11 protein-coding genes are annotated in these 17727 nt (G+C 37.9%); 2 read left to right on the plus strand and 9 right to left on the minus strand.

Annotation, left to right across the window (positions count from 1 at the left end; all coding sequences use genetic code 11):
- Positions 1-768: 768 nt before the first annotated feature.
- Positions 769-1359, plus strand: coding sequence for a riboflavin synthase (locus tag B4B65_RS12400; protein WP_293915897.1), 591 nt, complete (start codon positions 769-771; stop codon positions 1357-1359).
- 3 nt (positions 1360-1362) lie between these two features.
- Here B4B65_RS12400 and B4B65_RS12405 read toward each other — a convergent pair whose 3' ends face one another.
- Positions 1363-3105, minus strand: coding sequence for a chloride channel protein (locus B4B65_RS12405; protein ID WP_293915898.1), 1743 nt, complete (start codon positions 3103-3105; stop codon positions 1363-1365).
- Between the two features lie 60 nt (positions 3106-3165).
- On the minus strand, positions 3166-4107 hold the full coding sequence (locus B4B65_RS12410) for a hydrogen peroxide-inducible genes activator (RefSeq protein ID WP_201679348.1): 942 nt from the start codon (positions 4105-4107) through the stop codon (positions 3166-3168).
- Positions 4108-4263: 156 nt separating this feature from the next.
- Here B4B65_RS12410 and B4B65_RS12415 point away from each other — a divergent pair, with 156 nt between their 5' ends.
- Positions 4264-6429, plus strand: a complete 2166-nt coding sequence (locus B4B65_RS12415; protein WP_293915899.1) for a S46 family peptidase — start codon at positions 4264-4266, stop codon at positions 6427-6429.
- A 111-nt stretch (positions 6430-6540) separates the two neighbouring features.
- Here the strand turns inward: B4B65_RS12415 and B4B65_RS12420 are convergent, their stop codons facing one another.
- The 7 genes from B4B65_RS12420 to B4B65_RS12450 form a co-directional block, all read right to left on the minus strand.
- Positions 6541-7791 carry a thioredoxin fold domain-containing protein gene (locus tag B4B65_RS12420; protein ID WP_293915900.1) on the minus strand — a complete coding sequence of 417 codons (1251 nt, stop codon included), beginning with the start codon at positions 7789-7791 and terminating at the stop codon, positions 6541-6543.
- Between the two features lie 10 nt (positions 7792-7801).
- Positions 7802-8725, minus strand: a complete 924-nt coding sequence (locus tag B4B65_RS12425; RefSeq protein ID WP_293915901.1) for a S1 family peptidase — start codon at positions 8723-8725, stop codon at positions 7802-7804.
- A gap of 85 nt (positions 8726-8810) precedes the next feature.
- Positions 8811-9503 (minus strand): DUF4369 domain-containing protein, encoded by a 693-nt coding sequence (locus B4B65_RS12430; RefSeq protein WP_293915902.1) that lies wholly within the window; start codon positions 9501-9503, stop codon positions 8811-8813.
- 33 nt (positions 9504-9536) lie between these two features.
- Positions 9537-10652 (minus strand): TlpA disulfide reductase family protein, encoded by a 1116-nt coding sequence (locus B4B65_RS12435; protein ID WP_293915903.1) that lies wholly within the window; start codon positions 10650-10652, stop codon positions 9537-9539.
- Between the two features lie 35 nt (positions 10653-10687).
- A complete protein-coding gene (locus B4B65_RS12440) occupies positions 10688-12085 on the minus strand; it encodes a BT_3987 domain-containing protein (protein ID WP_293915904.1) in 1398 nt (465 codons plus the stop codon).
- A gap of 168 nt (positions 12086-12253) precedes the next feature.
- Positions 12254-13618, minus strand: a complete 1365-nt coding sequence (locus B4B65_RS12445) for a RagB/SusD family nutrient uptake outer membrane protein (protein WP_293915905.1) — start codon at positions 13616-13618, stop codon at positions 12254-12256.
- Positions 13619-13630: 12 nt separating this feature from the next.
- Positions 13631-17725, minus strand: coding sequence for a SusC/RagA family TonB-linked outer membrane protein (locus B4B65_RS12450; RefSeq protein ID WP_293915906.1), 4095 nt, complete (start codon positions 17723-17725; stop codon positions 13631-13633).
- Positions 17726-17727 lie beyond the last annotated feature (2 nt).

Raw genomic sequence — 17727 nt, forward strand, 5'->3', positions numbered from 1 at the left:
GGTACTTCCGGTTCAATGCTGCAGGTGGGACACCTGCAGACGCCGTATGAGATGGCATTTACTAAAGTCCTAAGCAAAAACTCACGTAGCGTCGGGTGGCGTCCACGCCAACTGCTATATCTATACAATATCAAAGCATTTTCGGTTCTATGTTGCAGGTGGGATACCTTCAGACGCCTTTTCATTTTTACACTGCAGGCAGTAACACTTACAGACACCATGTGATATGACATTTACTAACGCAATAAACCAAAGCCGAAACTCACCCTGCGTCGGTTGGCGTCCCCGCCAACTGCTATATCTATACAATATCAAAGCATTTCCGTTTCGATGCTGCAGGTGGGGACACCTGCAGACGCTATATGAGATGATATTTACCAACGCGCTAAGCCAAAGCGCATGTCGTGTTGGTTGGCGTCCACGCCAACTGTTTTATCTTCTGAACATCAAAGCTCATTAATTTTTTACGTGAATTGCTAAATAAGATTAAGGTCTAACTCCCCTTAAGAATCTAAAAACCGGATAAAAAAGAAAAGGTTTCCAAACGGGGAGAGTGGAAACCTTTATAACCAATTATAAACCTAAATTATGATGACACAAAGATAGTGTATTATTAACACTATGCAAATTTATTTTTACATTTTTTTTGCCACTCCGATTCGTACATAGTCTTCAGACATAATCCTATTTATGACCCTCTATAATTCAGCATACAAATGACAGTAAGAAGCATTCGAATCGGTATATTTGTATAAATTAAATTATATTATGTTTACAGGTATTATAGAAACATTAGGCCGGGTCAAAGATATTGTCAGTGAAGACAGTAATCTCCATTTATATATAGAATCTGCGATTTCCAATGAACTTAAGATTGACCAGAGTATTTCTCACAATGGTGTCTGCCTGACTGTCGTAGGTCTGGAAGGAAATATACACAAAGTCACAGCTATTGATGAAACATTGAAGAAAAGCAATCTGGGTAAGCTAAAGACCGGAGATATTGTCAACCTGGAACGATGCACGTTGATCGGAGGCCGATTAGATGGACATATTGTACAGGGACATGTGGATCAGACGGCAGTATGTACAGCAAAAGAAGATCAGAACGGCAGTACTATATTCACCTTTACATATGATCCCGGCACACAGAATATGACCGTAGAAAAAGGTTCTGTTACTGTTAATGGAATCAGTCTTACCGTAGTCGGCTCTAAAGATCATGAATTTTCAGTAGCTATTATTCCATACACTTTGGAGCACACCAATCTGGGACAGATCAATGTAGGTGACGAAGTTAATCTGGAATTTGATATTGTGGGCAAATATGTAGCTAAAATAATGAGTCTGAGAAATTAGATCTTATTCCAGATAATGTCCCTGACGCATTAATAAGGCTCTGTACTTATTAAAAACACTGGACTTCGAAACAAATCCGAGATAGTGATCCTCTTTGTCTACCACAGGGAGGATCCATACATCTTCTTTATTCATTTTTGACATTACGATCTCCATATTCTCGTCCCCTTTGATAATGTCATTGGGTTTCTGCACCAGAGTTCCGAAGTCTTTATCAATTCCCTCCTCTTCACCTAAAAGAATAGAAAGTAAGTATTCTATATATAAGATTCCCAGAAATTTACCTTTATCATCCACTATTGGAAAGATATTCCTTTTAGAATGTATAATATCATGCTTACGCTCATTAGGAGTCTCCCCAGGTCTTAATATTACAAAATTGGTTTCCAATACGTACCGGAGCTTCATCATGCTCAAAACAGATCTATCTTTGTCTTCGTAGGAAACCAGATCACCTGAATCTGCCAGTACTTTAGTGTAAATAGAGTGTTTAAGTACAGCCCTGTTAATCAGATAAGCTATAGAAGCGACCAGCATAAGCGGCACCATCAGGGTATAACCTCCTGTGATCTCTGCGATCAGAAAAATACTGGTTAGTGGTGCATGCATAATACCAGCTAATGCTGCTGCCATTCCTGCCATTACGAAATTAGGAATATTCAATGTCACAAGACCTGTCTGATTCATTCCGTATGCAAATGCAAAACCCAACAGGCCACCCATGACCAGACTGGGACCAAACACTCCTCCGTTTCCCCCTCCGTTTAAGGTGAAAAGAGCTGCAAATGATTTACCAAACAGCGTCAGAACGGTATAAACAACCACGACCCAGCCAATATCCTTATAACTGGAAAACAAACTGTTTTTGACAATGGAGTCGAAACGCCCATCCAATAACTGCTGAATAGTTAAATATCCTTCTCCGTACAACGCCGGGAAAATAAAGATCATCAATCCAAGTGAAATACCACTGAACCAAACTTTATTATAGGGATTCTTAATCTTACTGAACCAACCCTTTATAAGAGCACTTATTTTAGCAAAGTATACAGTATAAAGCCCAATCAATACAGACATAAGCAGATAAAAGAATAAGGCATTAAACTCCCAATCTGATGTAGCAGTATGGAACAGAGGTTCGCTGTATAACAATCTGGATACTACTGATGCTAAAGCGGATGATATCAACAAAGGAATAAATGCAGGAATTGAAAACTCAGGCAGTAAGATTTCAATGGCAAAGATCATTCCCGCAACCGGACTGTTAAATGCACCTGAAATTCCTGCTGCAGCTCCGCAAGCCAGTAGCATAGTGATTTCGCGGTACTGCAGTCCAAAGAAACGACCTACGTTAGATCCTATCGCTGATCCGCTGTAAGCAATAGGTGCTTCGAGCCCGGATGATCCACCAAAACCAACTGTAATAGCACTGGTAATAATCTGTGAATACACGTTATGCGGTTCTATACGACTGGATTTTCGGGAAATGGAATAAATAATGGGGGTAATTCCGTGCTCAAAGTTTTTTCCTTTCAGAAACTTTCGGATATACAATACGCTTAGGAGAATACCTATCAACGGAAACACAAGGTAAAACGAATATTTATAATGCCATTCTACATCATCCTGTAAAGCAGACGCTATAAAATGAGTCATCCCTTTCAATACAGATGCAGCCACACCTCCAATGATACCAACTACAAAAGCCAGAATAATCAGAAAATTTCGGTTAGAAATTTTCTTCATGCGCCATTTATTCAGTATTTCAAGCCTTTGTCTAAAATTTATCTTCATTACTTTTCGGGGTTAGAGACCAAACTCCATGATATCCTTTTTCTTCTTATTCTTAAATCTGTCTGGCACCGCTTTCAGAATTTCTTTTTCAAGTGCCTGTATAGCCTGGCGCTTGACATAATTTTGAGTTGTCACGATGCTGATCTCGCGCACCGGTTCCGGTGACTTGAAGTATCTTACACGCAATAATTGTTCCTCATCATAATCCAGGATGCTCATTTCAGGAAGTATAGTCATTCCTGAATTGATATCTACCATTCTTTTTAAGGTCTCTACACTTCCGGTGTTGTACTCAAAAGTACCTTCTGTATCCTGATTATGCTTGAAATGACAGATATTCAGCACCTGCCCTCTCATACAATGTCCTTCATTAAGCAACCATAATTTTTCATGCGCAATATCTTCCGGACTGATCATTTTCTTCTCAAAAAGGTTGCTTTTTTCGGACACATACCCCACAAATGTTTCATAAAAAAGCGGTATTTCCTGAATACTGTTGTCATGAAGAGGGGTTGATAAAATGCCACAATCCAGAATTCCTACTTTCAGTTCATGAATAATACGTTCCGTTGTATACTCCCAGATCTGCAGTTGCAGTTTTGGAAATTGCTGCATAAAAGATGACAATACACGTGGTAATAAGTAAGGAGCTACTGTAGGAATAATACCTACTTTCAATGTCCCCTCTAATTCCCCTCTGCTATGCTGTACGATCTCTGTGATTTTTTTACTTTCTGTAAGCACTATCCGTGCCTGATGTATGATCTTCTCTCCAATTTCAGTCGGCACCACAGGTTGCCGGCTTCTGTCAAATATTTTGGCGCCCAGCGATTCCTCCAGTTTTTGGATTTGCATACTTAACGTTGGCTGTGTAACAAAACACTTTTCTGCGGCAGCAACGAAACTACGGTAAGTATCAACAGCTATAATGTATTCCAATTGGACGAGCGTCATAAGATCAATTTTGATGATACAAAAATAGGAAGTTTTTAAGCAAAAGCTCAATATATACCTGTCTTTCTGCAATTCCTCTTTATTCCCTGTAAAGATTTGTTATTTTTGAATTTATTTTCAATCACTATATCCATACGCAGATAAAACAACGAACATATGAACATTTTTAACAAAAAAGGATTTGCTCTGGCACTCCTTTTTGCCACAAGTGCGATTCAATTTTCAGCTAAAGTTCCTGATGAGGGAATGTTTCCACTCAGCGAGCTAAGTAAAGCTGGACTAAAAGCAGCCGGACTAAAGATCAGTGAAAAAGATATTTATAACCCGGGGCAGGTAGGTCTTGTCGATGCGTTGGTACAAATCAGTGGATGTACAGGATCATTTGTTTCCGGTAAAGGATTGATTGTGACTAATCACCATTGTGCTTTCAGTGCTGTACAGCTTGCAAGTACTAAAGAACACGATTATCTTAAAAATGGCTTTGTGGCTAATTCTCATGAACAGGAAATTCAGGCCAAAGGCTTAACTATCCGCATTACAGATTCATATGAGGATGTTTCTAATCAAATACTTGGAGCTGTTTCCAACGTAGTTGATCCTAGCCAAAGGATTGCCATTATCAAACAGAAACGGGAAGAACTTGCGGCTAAGGCTCAGAAAGAAGATCCTACAATCAAAGCGGAAGTTTCTGAAATGTTTATCGGTAAGACCTATGTACTTTTCCGTTATAAAACGATAGAGGATGTCAGACTGGTCTACATCCCAAGAAGAGATATCGGTGAATTCGGCGGAGAAACAGACAACTGGGTATGGCCTCGTCATACAGGAGACTTTTCTTTTGTACGTGCTTATGTTGCTCCGGACGGATCTTCAGCCAAATATTCCAAAAATAATGTACCCTATGAACCTAAAAAATTCTTAAAAGTAAATCCTAAAGGTGTTGAGGAAAATGATTTTGTCTTTATTCTGGGATATCCGGGCCGTACATTCAGACATCGTCCGGCACAATACATTGCCTACCAGCAGCAATTTTTACTACCTTACACTTCTGAGCTTTATGATTTTCAGAATAAACAGATGGAACTGGCTGGTAAAAATGATAAAGCAACGGAACTGGCTTTGGCTACCCGTATCAAACGAAATGCAAATGTACTGAAGAATTACAGAGGTAAATTAAAAGGTCTTCGCAATATTGATTTGATTTCTTCGAAAAAACAGGAAGATGAAGCGCTTGCTGCATTTATCAACAGTAAATCTGAACTGAAAACCAAATACGGAACCTTGATGTCAGATATTGCAGACTTCTATGCACGTACATTTGAAGATGCAAAGAAAGAACTTTGGTTTAATAATATCTATTCCAGCACCAGACTGCTGCAGGTGGCTCGTGATATTAATGATTTCAAAGCTGAAATGTTAAAATATAAAAGTGCTGCAGATCAGCAGAAGTTTTTTGAGCTGAATATTGCTAAAGTAAAACAGACTATAGCCGGATATTACGAAAGCTATAATATGCAGGTTGATGAAACAATTGTGGCTCGTATGTTTGCTGATGCTTACGAATTGAAAGGTTCAAATACTATCCAAACCGTTCAGAATCTGAAATTCGCTAACCAGGAACAGGCGAGCAAATATGCGATCCAACTTATCAAAGAATCCAAGTTGAATAAGGAAGCTGCCTTAACTAAAGATGTATTGGCAAATTCAAAAAGTTTATTAGCATATAATGATAATCTGCTGAACTTCCAAAAAGCTATGGATCAAGAATTGACTACTTTCGGAAAAGAACAGCAACGCCGTGACGGACAACTGAACAAGTTAATGGGTGATTACGTAGCTGTAAAAGAAATCTATCAGTCCAAAAACTTTATTCCGGATGCAAATTCGACACTTAGGCTTACATTTGGAAATATCAAAGGATATAATCCTGTCGATGCTACTTATATGAAGCCGTTTACAACTGTTAAAGGTATATTGGAAAAAGGCAATTCCGACAACCCTGAGTTCGTCTATCCTGAAGCAATCCGTACCGCATGGTTATCAAAGAACTTCGGTGCTTATGAAAAGAAAGACCTTAAAGACGTACCTGTCAACATTCTTTACAATATGGATACTACCGGAGGGAACTCTGGTTCCCCTATTATGAATGCTTATGGCGAACTTATTGGTGTTAATTTTGATCGTTCATATGATGCGACTATCAATGATTTTGCATGGAATGAGAGTTACAGCCGTTCCATAGGTGTGGATATACGCTATGTATTGTGGATTGCTGATAAAATCGACAATGCGCAGTTCATCATTAAGGAAATGGGAATTTGATAATCAGATAAATAAAGTAATCTGCATTTTATTGTCAGATTACTTTATCCCTTCCTGCTTCTTCGTAATTGACATCTTTTGAAATGTTAATGACTCCGGAATCAAATCTATTTAATAAGATACAGGCACTTTGAAAGTGAGGTTTTCACCGGCTTTCATTTTTGTCATATTATTCTTGTATTTGTCATCAGGATCTTTCTTTATAGTATTTTCCATCCAGTTAAGTGCTTCTTCTGTTTGTCCGTCTTTGTAATATAATATAGCTAATGTATTATAATTTTCAGCTGTCAGACCATCCTTTAACACCTGCTTTGACCAGTTCAACGTTTTTTCTATCAAATGTTTATCATCTATATAAGTTGCCACATTTGTAGCATATTCCTTTCTTTTTTCAGCACTGACTGTATTGCCATAGTGCGTTATATATTCGGAAAGAGCAGGAATAAATCTATCCCAGTAATGTCCTGTCTGATAAAAATTAAGCTTAATATAAGCTAAAAGGTCTTCTGTTAAATCCGGATATTTATCATGGAGAATTATTTCCAGACTATTCCAGTCCGGATTGGGATCTCTGATAAAATAGCCCTGTGCAGATACGTTGCCAAGTTTATAATACGCTTCTTCATAATAAACAATGGCCCGGATTAAATCATTACTTACACCTTCTCCTAAAAAGCTATTGATAGCCTTTTCCTCCTCTTTCAGCAACTTAAAGGAATGATTTGAAGAAGAATTTGTTACATCATACACAAGTTGTGCATCCTTAACGGAGTGTACCCCCTTCCTGTGTTGCAAATATTCATCCAACAAGTGTTGAACATTGGTTTCGTCGAGACCTTTTGAAAGCAGAATCAGCTGATAAAGATTATCCATATCATCAGGTCTCTCTTTATACTTTTTGTTGAGGGCATAATATTTAAGCTCTCCATTAGATACACGTGCTACTATTTTCAAAAATTCAGGGACATTTTTCATTCCTGTAAACTGATAAAGAAGATTGCCGTCCGAATCAAAAAACAAAATGGTGGGAAAACCAGAAATCTTATACAAATTGTTAAACTTCTGGCTTAATCTATGCCAGCTTTTTTTTTCAGGATTTTTAAGAGTATCAATATCAAACTGAAGTTGCAAAGACACAAAGTCAGCATTTATTACTTTCCCTACCTCTTCAACCTTAAAAACATTTTCCTCCATTACTCTACACGGCACACACCAGCTTGTAGAGCAATCAACAAGAATATACTTATTCTCTGCTTTGGCCTTCATCATGATCTGTTCCCAGTTCATGTCCTCTGCAAAATCAATACCTTGGGCATATATGAATATGGGAGACAAAAATAAAAACAGCAGTATTTTTCTCATTTGTATATCATTAGTTTAATAGATTTTTAATCGCCAGCACAGAAATAGCATTTTTTAATACCATCTGAGGAGACCTGTTATCTGCATAGATATTTCTGGTAGTAGATACTATGCCTGCGAGATTGCCGGATTGATCCATGATAGGGCCGCCACTGGATCCTACAGCATAGTCCGCACTAACCACCATACGCCATTGTCGTTCTGTGGAGTCAGGTTGTACCACCAGGCTGTTTTTTGCAACTACACCCTGACTGAAATAAAAATAATTGTTATCAGGATGTGCAATAATGTATACTGGCGCAGCAGGAAGTAATGCTTCTCCCAATGGAATATAAGGTAATTTTTTACCGGCACCTTTTATGGTAAAAATCAGGATATCATTGACGGTAGAATATGCCTGTACCTGATCGATGAAGTATACATCTCCATCATAAGACAGGACAAAATATGTACTTTTGTCCTTTTGATTATTTATAGCATCTTTTTCAGAATGGGTCGTCAGCAATTCAGCAAATACATGACGGTTAGTAATACAAAGACCATCTTCTGAAATGACAAATGCAGTCGCAAAAAGATCTGCTTTAGCCTCATTATCCGCGCCGGAACTATTATTTATTCTTCCCACTATCATCACAGCTCGTTTTCTTTGTTCATAAAGCTGTTCTGCAGTTAGGATAGCATTTTCTTTACTACTTTTTATTTTCCGTTTTGCGGAAATCCCTTCTTTGACTGAAGATACTTCATTCTGCAACTGAAGTATGGTTTTTCCTTTGTACAGATCAAAGGCGTGCAATACTTTCTTTTCAAGATCTTTACTAAATCTGCTATCATCCAAAAACAGTGTATCTGAATTGTATTGTGCGGATACAGACTGTCCAGGAATAAAACTTAACAGCATCAGCAATCTAACCAAATACTGAAATTTTACTGTCATAGGATGTTTATTAAAATGATATTTTTTAGAATTGACTTTGTCTACGGTGCATTGGTACATATTCAATAAAATTTAATACTAAAGATTAGTTTGTTGAAATTTCTGCTGTTTCAGCAACTGTATTTTCAATTTCCTGTAAAAGTTTTTTTCCGTCAGGCGATTGCTTAATTGTCTCATTCAGGCTGTCATATAATTTCTTCAGAGCATACTTATCTATTCTGTTTACAAGATTTTTGATTTCCATCACACTTACCGGGCTATGCGGATGCTCCTGAATAAATTTTTTTGAAAACTCGAGATCTGCCAGACCAATCTTCTCCATGTCAGCATATATCGACTTAAGTTCAAGACTATCTGTTGTATTGACCTGAAGAAGTATATTATCGTTCATCTGTTTGTCATATACATCATGACCATCTCTTAATAATTCAAATTCCCGATACGCAGGTGACCCTGTAATCTTTACATCTTTAAAAGCCTCAAAATTTCCTTCGACAGTAATAGATCCGGGTTCTACAAAAAGAAACTTAGCCATTCCTCCTTTTTTTTTCGTAATTAAGTAAGCTATAGTGGGACCTGCGATTGTTCCTTTAAATTCAAAAACACCATTTGAGACAACAGCAGAATCTGCTCCGGGATAATTTCCCTGTCTGACCAAATAAGCCTGCTCTGTAGGCCATCCTGCAATTTTCCCCTTTACTATATAAGGCGATTCCTGAGCATGTCCATATGCCGTAAATACAAATGTGACAAATGCGATTAAACTGATTTTTTTCATTTCTTTAAATATTAAAATATTGATTTGTATAAATTAAATGTGCTCCTTGGATTGCTTTTCAAAAATTTCTTTCAATTTATCATTCAGATTACTTCCGGTAAGATTTTTCGCAATAATCCTTCCCTGTGGATCCAGCAAAAAATTGGACGGTACGAACTGTATAGCATAGCGAACAGCAACTTCATTATCGTAGCCCTTCAGATCTGATACCTGCGGCCAAATAATACCATCATTTTTGATGGCTCTTTCCCAGAATTTTTCTCCATTGCTATAATCCAATGAAACACCTAATATTTCTAATCCCTTGTCTTTATATGTTTGGTATGCTTTCAGGAGGTTTGGGTTTTCTCTCCGACACGGAACACACCAACTTGCCCAAAAATCAACCAGTACATATTTGCCTCTGAAATCAATCAGGCTGATCGGACGTCCTAACGTATCATTTTGTGAAAAAACTGGCGCTAATTCGCCAATCTGAACATTTTTCAGGTTATTTATAAGATCTCCAAGTTCTTTTGCTTCGGTGACGGATTTCAGTTCCTTGTCCAGGCCATCCCATAATTGTCTGATCTCCTTATAATCCAGTTTTAAATTTATCTTCCCTAATTCTATTAAACTGGCAGGGCTTCCCGGATGGTTTTGAATAAATTGCTTTGCAAAATCCATTTCTTCTGCATCAAAATCTTTTATTTGCTGGTTGTATGTCTGCATTCTTAGTGAATCAGCCTCTCCTCTGTGCAGGGTAAACACCGAATCTTTTTTCGATTCAAAAATTTTATGGGCTTGTCTTACTATTTGATATTCATCAGTAGCCCGGGAACCTTTTACATCTGCTTCAGCCAGATTACTGAATGTTCCATTGATCTCCGTAGTGCCGGGCTCCAGAAAGAAGAATTTATATTTCGGTTCGGTAGTCCGTGCTACAATAAAAGCACTCGTGAAGCCATCAATTGTTCCATTGAATTCAAAGCTTCCGTTTACATTTTTCACAGAATCAGTTCCCGGGTAGTTGCCTCGTCTGACAAGAACGATATAATCTTCTGTCCATCCTTGTATATTACCTTTTACAGCATATTTTTTTTGAGCGAACCCAACATTATTCCAAAGGAGTAATACTGTCGCTAAAGCGTAAATTATTTTATTTTTCATTTTATACATTATATTAAAATTATTAACTATCCTAACTACTCTACACCGTTAATTTCTGCTATGGCCGGATTACCGTAAGCATTCATCAGTCCGAATTTTATATACCGGGAACTTACCGGATTAAGAAACCGAAGGGTTTTGATATCCGGATTAGTAATAGACGATTGCCAGTCTGTGTTAGTACCCTGATACATACCCTGATAAATCCATGATTTACCATCGTTACTGGAATAGATTTTCATATTATTAAAGCCTTCATATATCGACTTATATTGCGGAGTCAGGAAGAAGCCCTTAAGCGTGCGTACTTTACCCATGTCAATAATCAGATCCTGAGGTCCTGCATTCGCTCCCCTCCAGTAGGTCTCCACAGATCCGTCCAATACATTAGCTGCCGGAAACTCTTCATCTGAAGCTCCTCCACTTGAAGTGGATGACCAGTTCCGCCTGTTCATCATACTACCGGAAAGGCCATCATTAGAAATTGCAACATTTCCGGTTATAATTTCTCTCATATAAACCTGAATAAATGCACGATGTCCATTTCCTTCTGTATCAGGAGTAATCAAAGATTTATCGGACGTATTTTCCATCTCCAGAATCAACAGATATGCGGTATCACTCGGAGCGAGCATATCATAATTGATCTGAACTGAAAAATTATCAGATGAAACAAAACCTTTAGAAGGGATACTTACATTCTTTTGTGTGATTTTAAAAGCATCCTGAGGGATACGTTTTAATGGTGCGTTCGCAATGTTTTTACTGTACCATATAAAAATGGAATCACTCGTATTTTCCTGAATTCCACCCCTTACTTCTTTCGGGACAGTATCCAGTAGTCTTACAGAAAAACTTATGGCTTCGGGTCCGTCATTAACTCCGTTTAATCTCAGGTTGTTAACTGTTCCGGCAATATAGTTCACTCTCCAGGAGCTGGTAACATTAAAATTGGGACTACTGACAAAAGCGTTCATTTTTCCTTTGAGATCAGAGACTATAAGTTGCATCTTAAGGAACAACACCGAGCTCTTCAATCTGGCTGTACCGGAAGAAACAGTCAAACGTACAGGAATCAGATATACTGTATTGTTCCTGAGTCCGGTAGCGTCTTTAAGAAAAACCTTCAATGAATCTGCGGATTGCAGCATATTGGGAGCAAGTTTTATCCGGCCATTATTTCCCGGTTCAAACGCATTTACAGGAAATAAAGGAAAGTTGGTCTGTTGCAAATCATTATAAGTCTTGATCAGGCTGGTATCTATCCTTCCCTCCACAACTACTGTTTCATTGACTTCCCTTTCAAGTAAAACAGGTAATCCCGGAGCCACAGAAGTGTAGTTGACGAATGGTTTATCCCCGAGAAACAAAGAACTTGCCTTTCCGATATAGGAAGATTTATAATTTGAGAATTGCTCAGAGATATCCTTCATCTCGCTCCACTGCTCTTTTTTACAACCCCAAAAAAACATAAACAGGGGAGTTAACAAAAGAAAATATGTTAACTTCCTGCATTTTCCATTGTATTTATTTACACAGTCGTTCATATTTTTGTTATTTACCGTTATTGATATAAAAGGTTTTTATACTCCTTTATCCTGCTAACGCGGATTGGGGACTATATCTTTATTGTTGTCTATTATTCTGGGAGCAATTTCCATCAGATAACGAGGACTGTTTGGCTCCAGTGTAGACAGCACAGTTGACTGATATTGTTCCGTTCGTTCCAGAGTTTTTCTAAATCGTTCATCCCGATTCAGCCGTTTAAGATCAAAAAGGCGAAGGCCGCCATGAAAAAACAATTCTCTTCTGCGTTCCTCCAGAACTATTTTGAGAATATCAGTCGAAATACCTGTTAAAGGCTCAGGGTTATTCAGTCTTTTTTCCCTTAAAGCATTAATTAATGACAGTGCTTCTTCTGTATTATCTTTTCGGGCCAGACATTCGGCTTTGATAAGCATGACTTCCGGAACACCTATGCTATAATTAAAAGTCATTATCCCATTTACAGATATGTAGTTATTTCCATACATGGAAAAGCTTAAATTTCGTCGTTGATCCTGATACGTTAATAAATCTAATACTTCGTCACTGCCCAACATCGACGAAGTATAGCGATTAATATAATGCACATCCTGCCCCATCTTTGCCAACATTGTTTCTCTATTATCTTTTTGATCCAGGAGCGAAACAGGAATAACTTCAAGTGCATTATAATCCGCCAATGTATTTTTTAAATCTAATGCAGCATTTGCATTGGTCAGTGCAGCAGAATAATTGCCCATGTACAGATATGTTCTGGCAAGCAATGCAAAAGCGGCGGCTCTTCCGGGATGAATAACTGTCTGTCCCATAGCCGGCAGATCTGGAGTGGTGACTGCAGACGAAAGATCTTTAATAATTTGATCGTAAATTTCTTTTACCGTTGCTCGTTTAGGCTTAACACCAGCATCGGGGTTTAATATTAAAGGGACAGCAGGATCTGTCTGGGGACTGCCGGATGTATAATCATTACCATAAAGATTGACAAGCTGTAAATAAAACCATGCGCGATGTACTTTTGCCTGTGCCAGAATAATATTTTTAGCAGTCAGATCTGCTGGATTCCCGGTAGAAACTTTTTCGGCCTTATTCAATAAGATATTGAGTTGTAAAATACGTGTATAGGCACTGTTATACATAAAGTCATTGTCTGCTTCCGTCCAGATACTTTTGTTCCACAGATAAGCATTACCATAAAATTCATTTTTGTCACTACGCACCATCATTGCATCATCGGACATGATATCTGCCAGAATAAAACTGCTGGTTGCCAACGAATCACTATTGAGCATTTCCTGAAAATCCTTAATAGTTGAAGGATTGACATTGGAAGTACTGGGTCTAACATTCAGGAAACTGTCACAGCCTGACAGAAAAAGGAATACCAAAATAGTCAGTATGGATTTTGAGATATATAATTTCATTATCAATTGATTTTAAAATGTAATATTCAGGCTACAACCGCATTGCAATGGTATAGGAAGTCCTATCCTTCCTGTACCATCTACAACATTTACATCCAGTTTATATTTATTCCTCGCCCAGAAAGCAAGATTCTGCAAATGAAGACTTACAGACATAGATTTTATATAATTGCTTTTCCAAAAATTTGAAGGAGAACTCCAACCTACCATCACTTCCTGAAGACGCACAAAATCGGATGACATAATGCTGTTGGAAGAATTCCTTGTCAGATAACCCCGTAATGCAGTTGCCGATTCATTCGCTATTGCGGGTACATCTGTATAGGCTTCATCGCCGGGTTTTCTCCAACGGTTTGCTATCAGACTGCTATTATCGTATTCTTTGGATGGAGCTGGAATATAACGACGCATAATACCTCCGGAATTTGCCATAAGAGTGACACGAATAAAAAAATTCTGGTAACCCATATCCTGAATCAAAGCACCTGTCCAGGGTGCCCGACTCACGCCCATGTATACCAGAGACTCGCTAAGTACACTTTTTTCGGGATTGGCTGTTTTATTTCCCTTTGAATCATATATCTGTGGGTTTCCTTTCTCATCCAGTCCTGCCCAGCGATATCCCCAGACATTATTGGTACTATAACCTGAACGATACCCCCGCAGATAATCATCTGTAGTGGTAAATGGTACTTCAGGTACTTCCTTAACATAATTGTTGTTATAAGCACCATTCAATGCTATACTATACTTGAATTTTCTATTGCGTACCAAATCGCTTTTAACAAAAAATTCTATCCCTTCATTAACAATATTACTGTATGTAATCTGATTATTCAGCCCTGTAGACGGATCTGTAGGAAGCGGTATATTATTGGACAATCCAATAATTGAGCGTTTATAATAGCGTATATCTATTCTGGTCTTGTCCTGATTTAATCCCAATTGAAAATACCCTTCCATATTCTTATTCTTCGGGGGAAGGATATTAAAACTGTTATTAGTGGCCATACCAAAGCCTCCGCCCTGAGCAACATTGGTACCCATCATTAGTCCTAAGCCCTGCAAAGAACTGATATCCTGAATAGTACCACCTATCAACAGGGAGCTGATCACATCAGAATGAAAATATGTCTCTCTCTTAATATCGTACGAAACATTGCCATTAAACTGTTGCTGCCCCTCTGGTGAACGTGAATAGTTCGCATTAAACAGTAATGTTGCTGCCCTGAAACTTCCTTCTGCAGCCGCACTGAAGTACCGGATAGTACGGCTTGTTTTGAATGCTGTAGAGTCAATTAGTGATCCACTAGTTGAAATACCCTTCATTCGTTGTGTATTATAAGTGCCGCTCAGTTTAAGTTTTTCTTTAAAAAGGTCAAAAGTAACCCGTTGAAAAATATTCGTGGATGACTGACCTGACTGCTGCACAGGAATAAAATTGGTAATCCATATCGCGTAATTATTCCAATCGGCTTGCTTGGATCGATTAGATTGAATATTTGATGGGAGATCCGGCATTTTATTACCTTCTATACCGGTACTTATCCGTATAGGTCCAATACGCTTAGCTTTTATTCTCCATGCCAGTTCTCCGTTATAAATTGTGGATTTTGCATATGACCCTTGTCCGTAGCCGGAGCTTAACGACTGTGAATAAGTACCATTCAAAGTAATTGTTTTATCCAGAAAACCATAATTTAATCCGGCATTCCAGTTTAGCGTAGGTGCACTTGTGCTGTCCCCCCCCGTAGAGGTAAGGAGTGTATAAGGATATAGTTCAGTAGAAATATTAGAATATAACTGGCGATAATTACGAATCCCCCCAAACGGATTTCCTCCCGGCAAAAAGACTGCGCTTCCGTATTTTGTTTTATTATTATACCCAAATATAGTATTGCCGGATGGTCTCAGATAAATATCATTAGCTCCTCCTCCTCCCAGATTAATATCTAATGTGTGTTCTTTCAATGTTAAATTATAATTTAATCCCGAACGAAGATTCCATTGCCTGGATAGCGTTTTATTTCTTAAGACAATATTACCGCGAGGAACGTAAAAATCAACTCCATTGGCATTCGGAACACCATAATTATTGATCAATTGACGAACTTCGCTTAGAGCTTCATTCTTATTTAACTCATTATTGTTAGTAACATCCCTGTAAAAAAAGGAATTGTTCATCATTAATCCCTTTGCCATTTCCCAGCGCATATTAAATCTTGTTTGTTTCTGTAAAGTTCTGGTAATATTACTTTTCAGCCGGGCATCTTCCAGTATATTTACACCATGATTTAAATAGCCTGCCTTTTGAATAAGCGAGTTATACTCCGCCCCTATAGAACGGTAATCGTAGATATAATTACCGTTTTTATCCAGAAGCATCTGATATGGTGGTGGAAGATCAAAAACTGACAGATTATCCCCACCTGTCTGCGCTCTGCCGGAACTGATATTAATCTGCCAATCAGCACGGAGTTTATTTTTCAGAAAATTGAAGATATTCTTTACATCTAAGCCATAGGTCTCATTTTTATTATTAAGACCATTATTCCGCATGTTATTATAAATACCTGTTACATTAAAACGATAATGATTTGTTCCTCCGGCGACTGTAAGCATATGATTCTGCGAAACAGCATTCTGACGTAACAGACTGATCTGATCCTGATTGTCCAGATTACTAAGTGAATCCATCTGTCTTATATACTCTTGTTCAGTCAGTTGTCCACTTTTATATTTACGCACCACACGTTCGGCAAAATTCATATTTTCAGAAGTAGCTTCACCAGCGACCATATTCGAGTCCACCAGATCTCTGAGGTAATCTATAATATTAGGAGATGAGGGTAATTGTAATTTATTTCTGTCAAACTTAGGTGCAGGTGTATAGTACATATTCATACTATAGTTTATATTTAATTTATTTACTTTGGCTGCATTTGTTTTGACCATTATAATGCCTGCTGAACCTCTGGGGCCCCATTTTATCAGTTCTTTAGGATCTTTGATTACTTCTACAGATTCTACATTGGCCATAGGATAGTTAGCCGGAAATTCATCTAAGGGAAATCCATCAATGATCACCATCATTCCTTCTGTATTGCCAAAATTGGCGGCTCCCCGTAACTCCGGAACGAGCTGTATGCCGGAGCTTGTCGAATAGACAAGTTCAAAACGGGATCTATCCATATCTAAGGGTAATGAGCCTCCATTCTGTAGCGCATCTAAAATCTGCTGTCCGTTAGGATGAAATCTTTTCAGAAACTGATCTACCGTATAATAGATTTTACTTATCACAAGGCCTGGCTGATTAGGATCACGTGCGCCATAATTGATTCCTTCAATTTTTTTCTTGTTACTTGGTAAGAACTGCAAAGTCATTCCGGGTACTGTGCCTTGTAATACCTGTGCCAGATTCATATAAGATCGGTTAGAAAGATCGATTTGCGTATTCAGATTTAGTTTTTTCTTGATTTCAACTTCTATCGTTACATCTGAAATCTGAATCACAGATTCACTCATTTCTATAATAACCTTGTCTTCTTCCTGACAACAAAAAGTTCTTTCCTTAAATCCTAAGGAAGAGATTGTCAAAATATCACCAGACGTAGCTGAAATAGTAAATCTGCCGTGTTTATCAGTAACCGTCATGCTGTTTTTGGGATCCCGGCTATTGATTACATTTACTCCCACCATAGGTTTACCTAAAGAATCCTGCACCAGACCGTATACCAGAGAGTATTTTTCTTCGCGGGAAGGCTGCTGAAATGAGATATCTCTAAAAGTAATCGATATTTCACGTACCTTATTTTTAAATGGGGTTAAGACAATTGTATTATTTGTTATTGAATACGAAAATGGTTGAGTCTCGAAGATTTTATTTAGTACGGGAATCAAATCCTGATTTGTAACATGGATCGAAACTTTTTTTGATTTTTTAATAATTTCTGAAGAATAAAACACTTTATAAGGAATCTGATTAGTGATATTATCCAAAATCTCTTTCAGGGTTGAGTTATCTTCGTGTAATGTTATTTTTTGCGCATAGGCATTTTCAGAAAAAAGCAAAAAGCCTACAAAGAGAATGTAAAAAATTGCTTTCATAA

The organism is Sphingobacterium sp. UBA5789, assembly GCF_002418355.1.
Classification (GTDB): domain Bacteria; phylum Bacteroidota; class Bacteroidia; order Sphingobacteriales; family Sphingobacteriaceae; genus Sphingobacterium.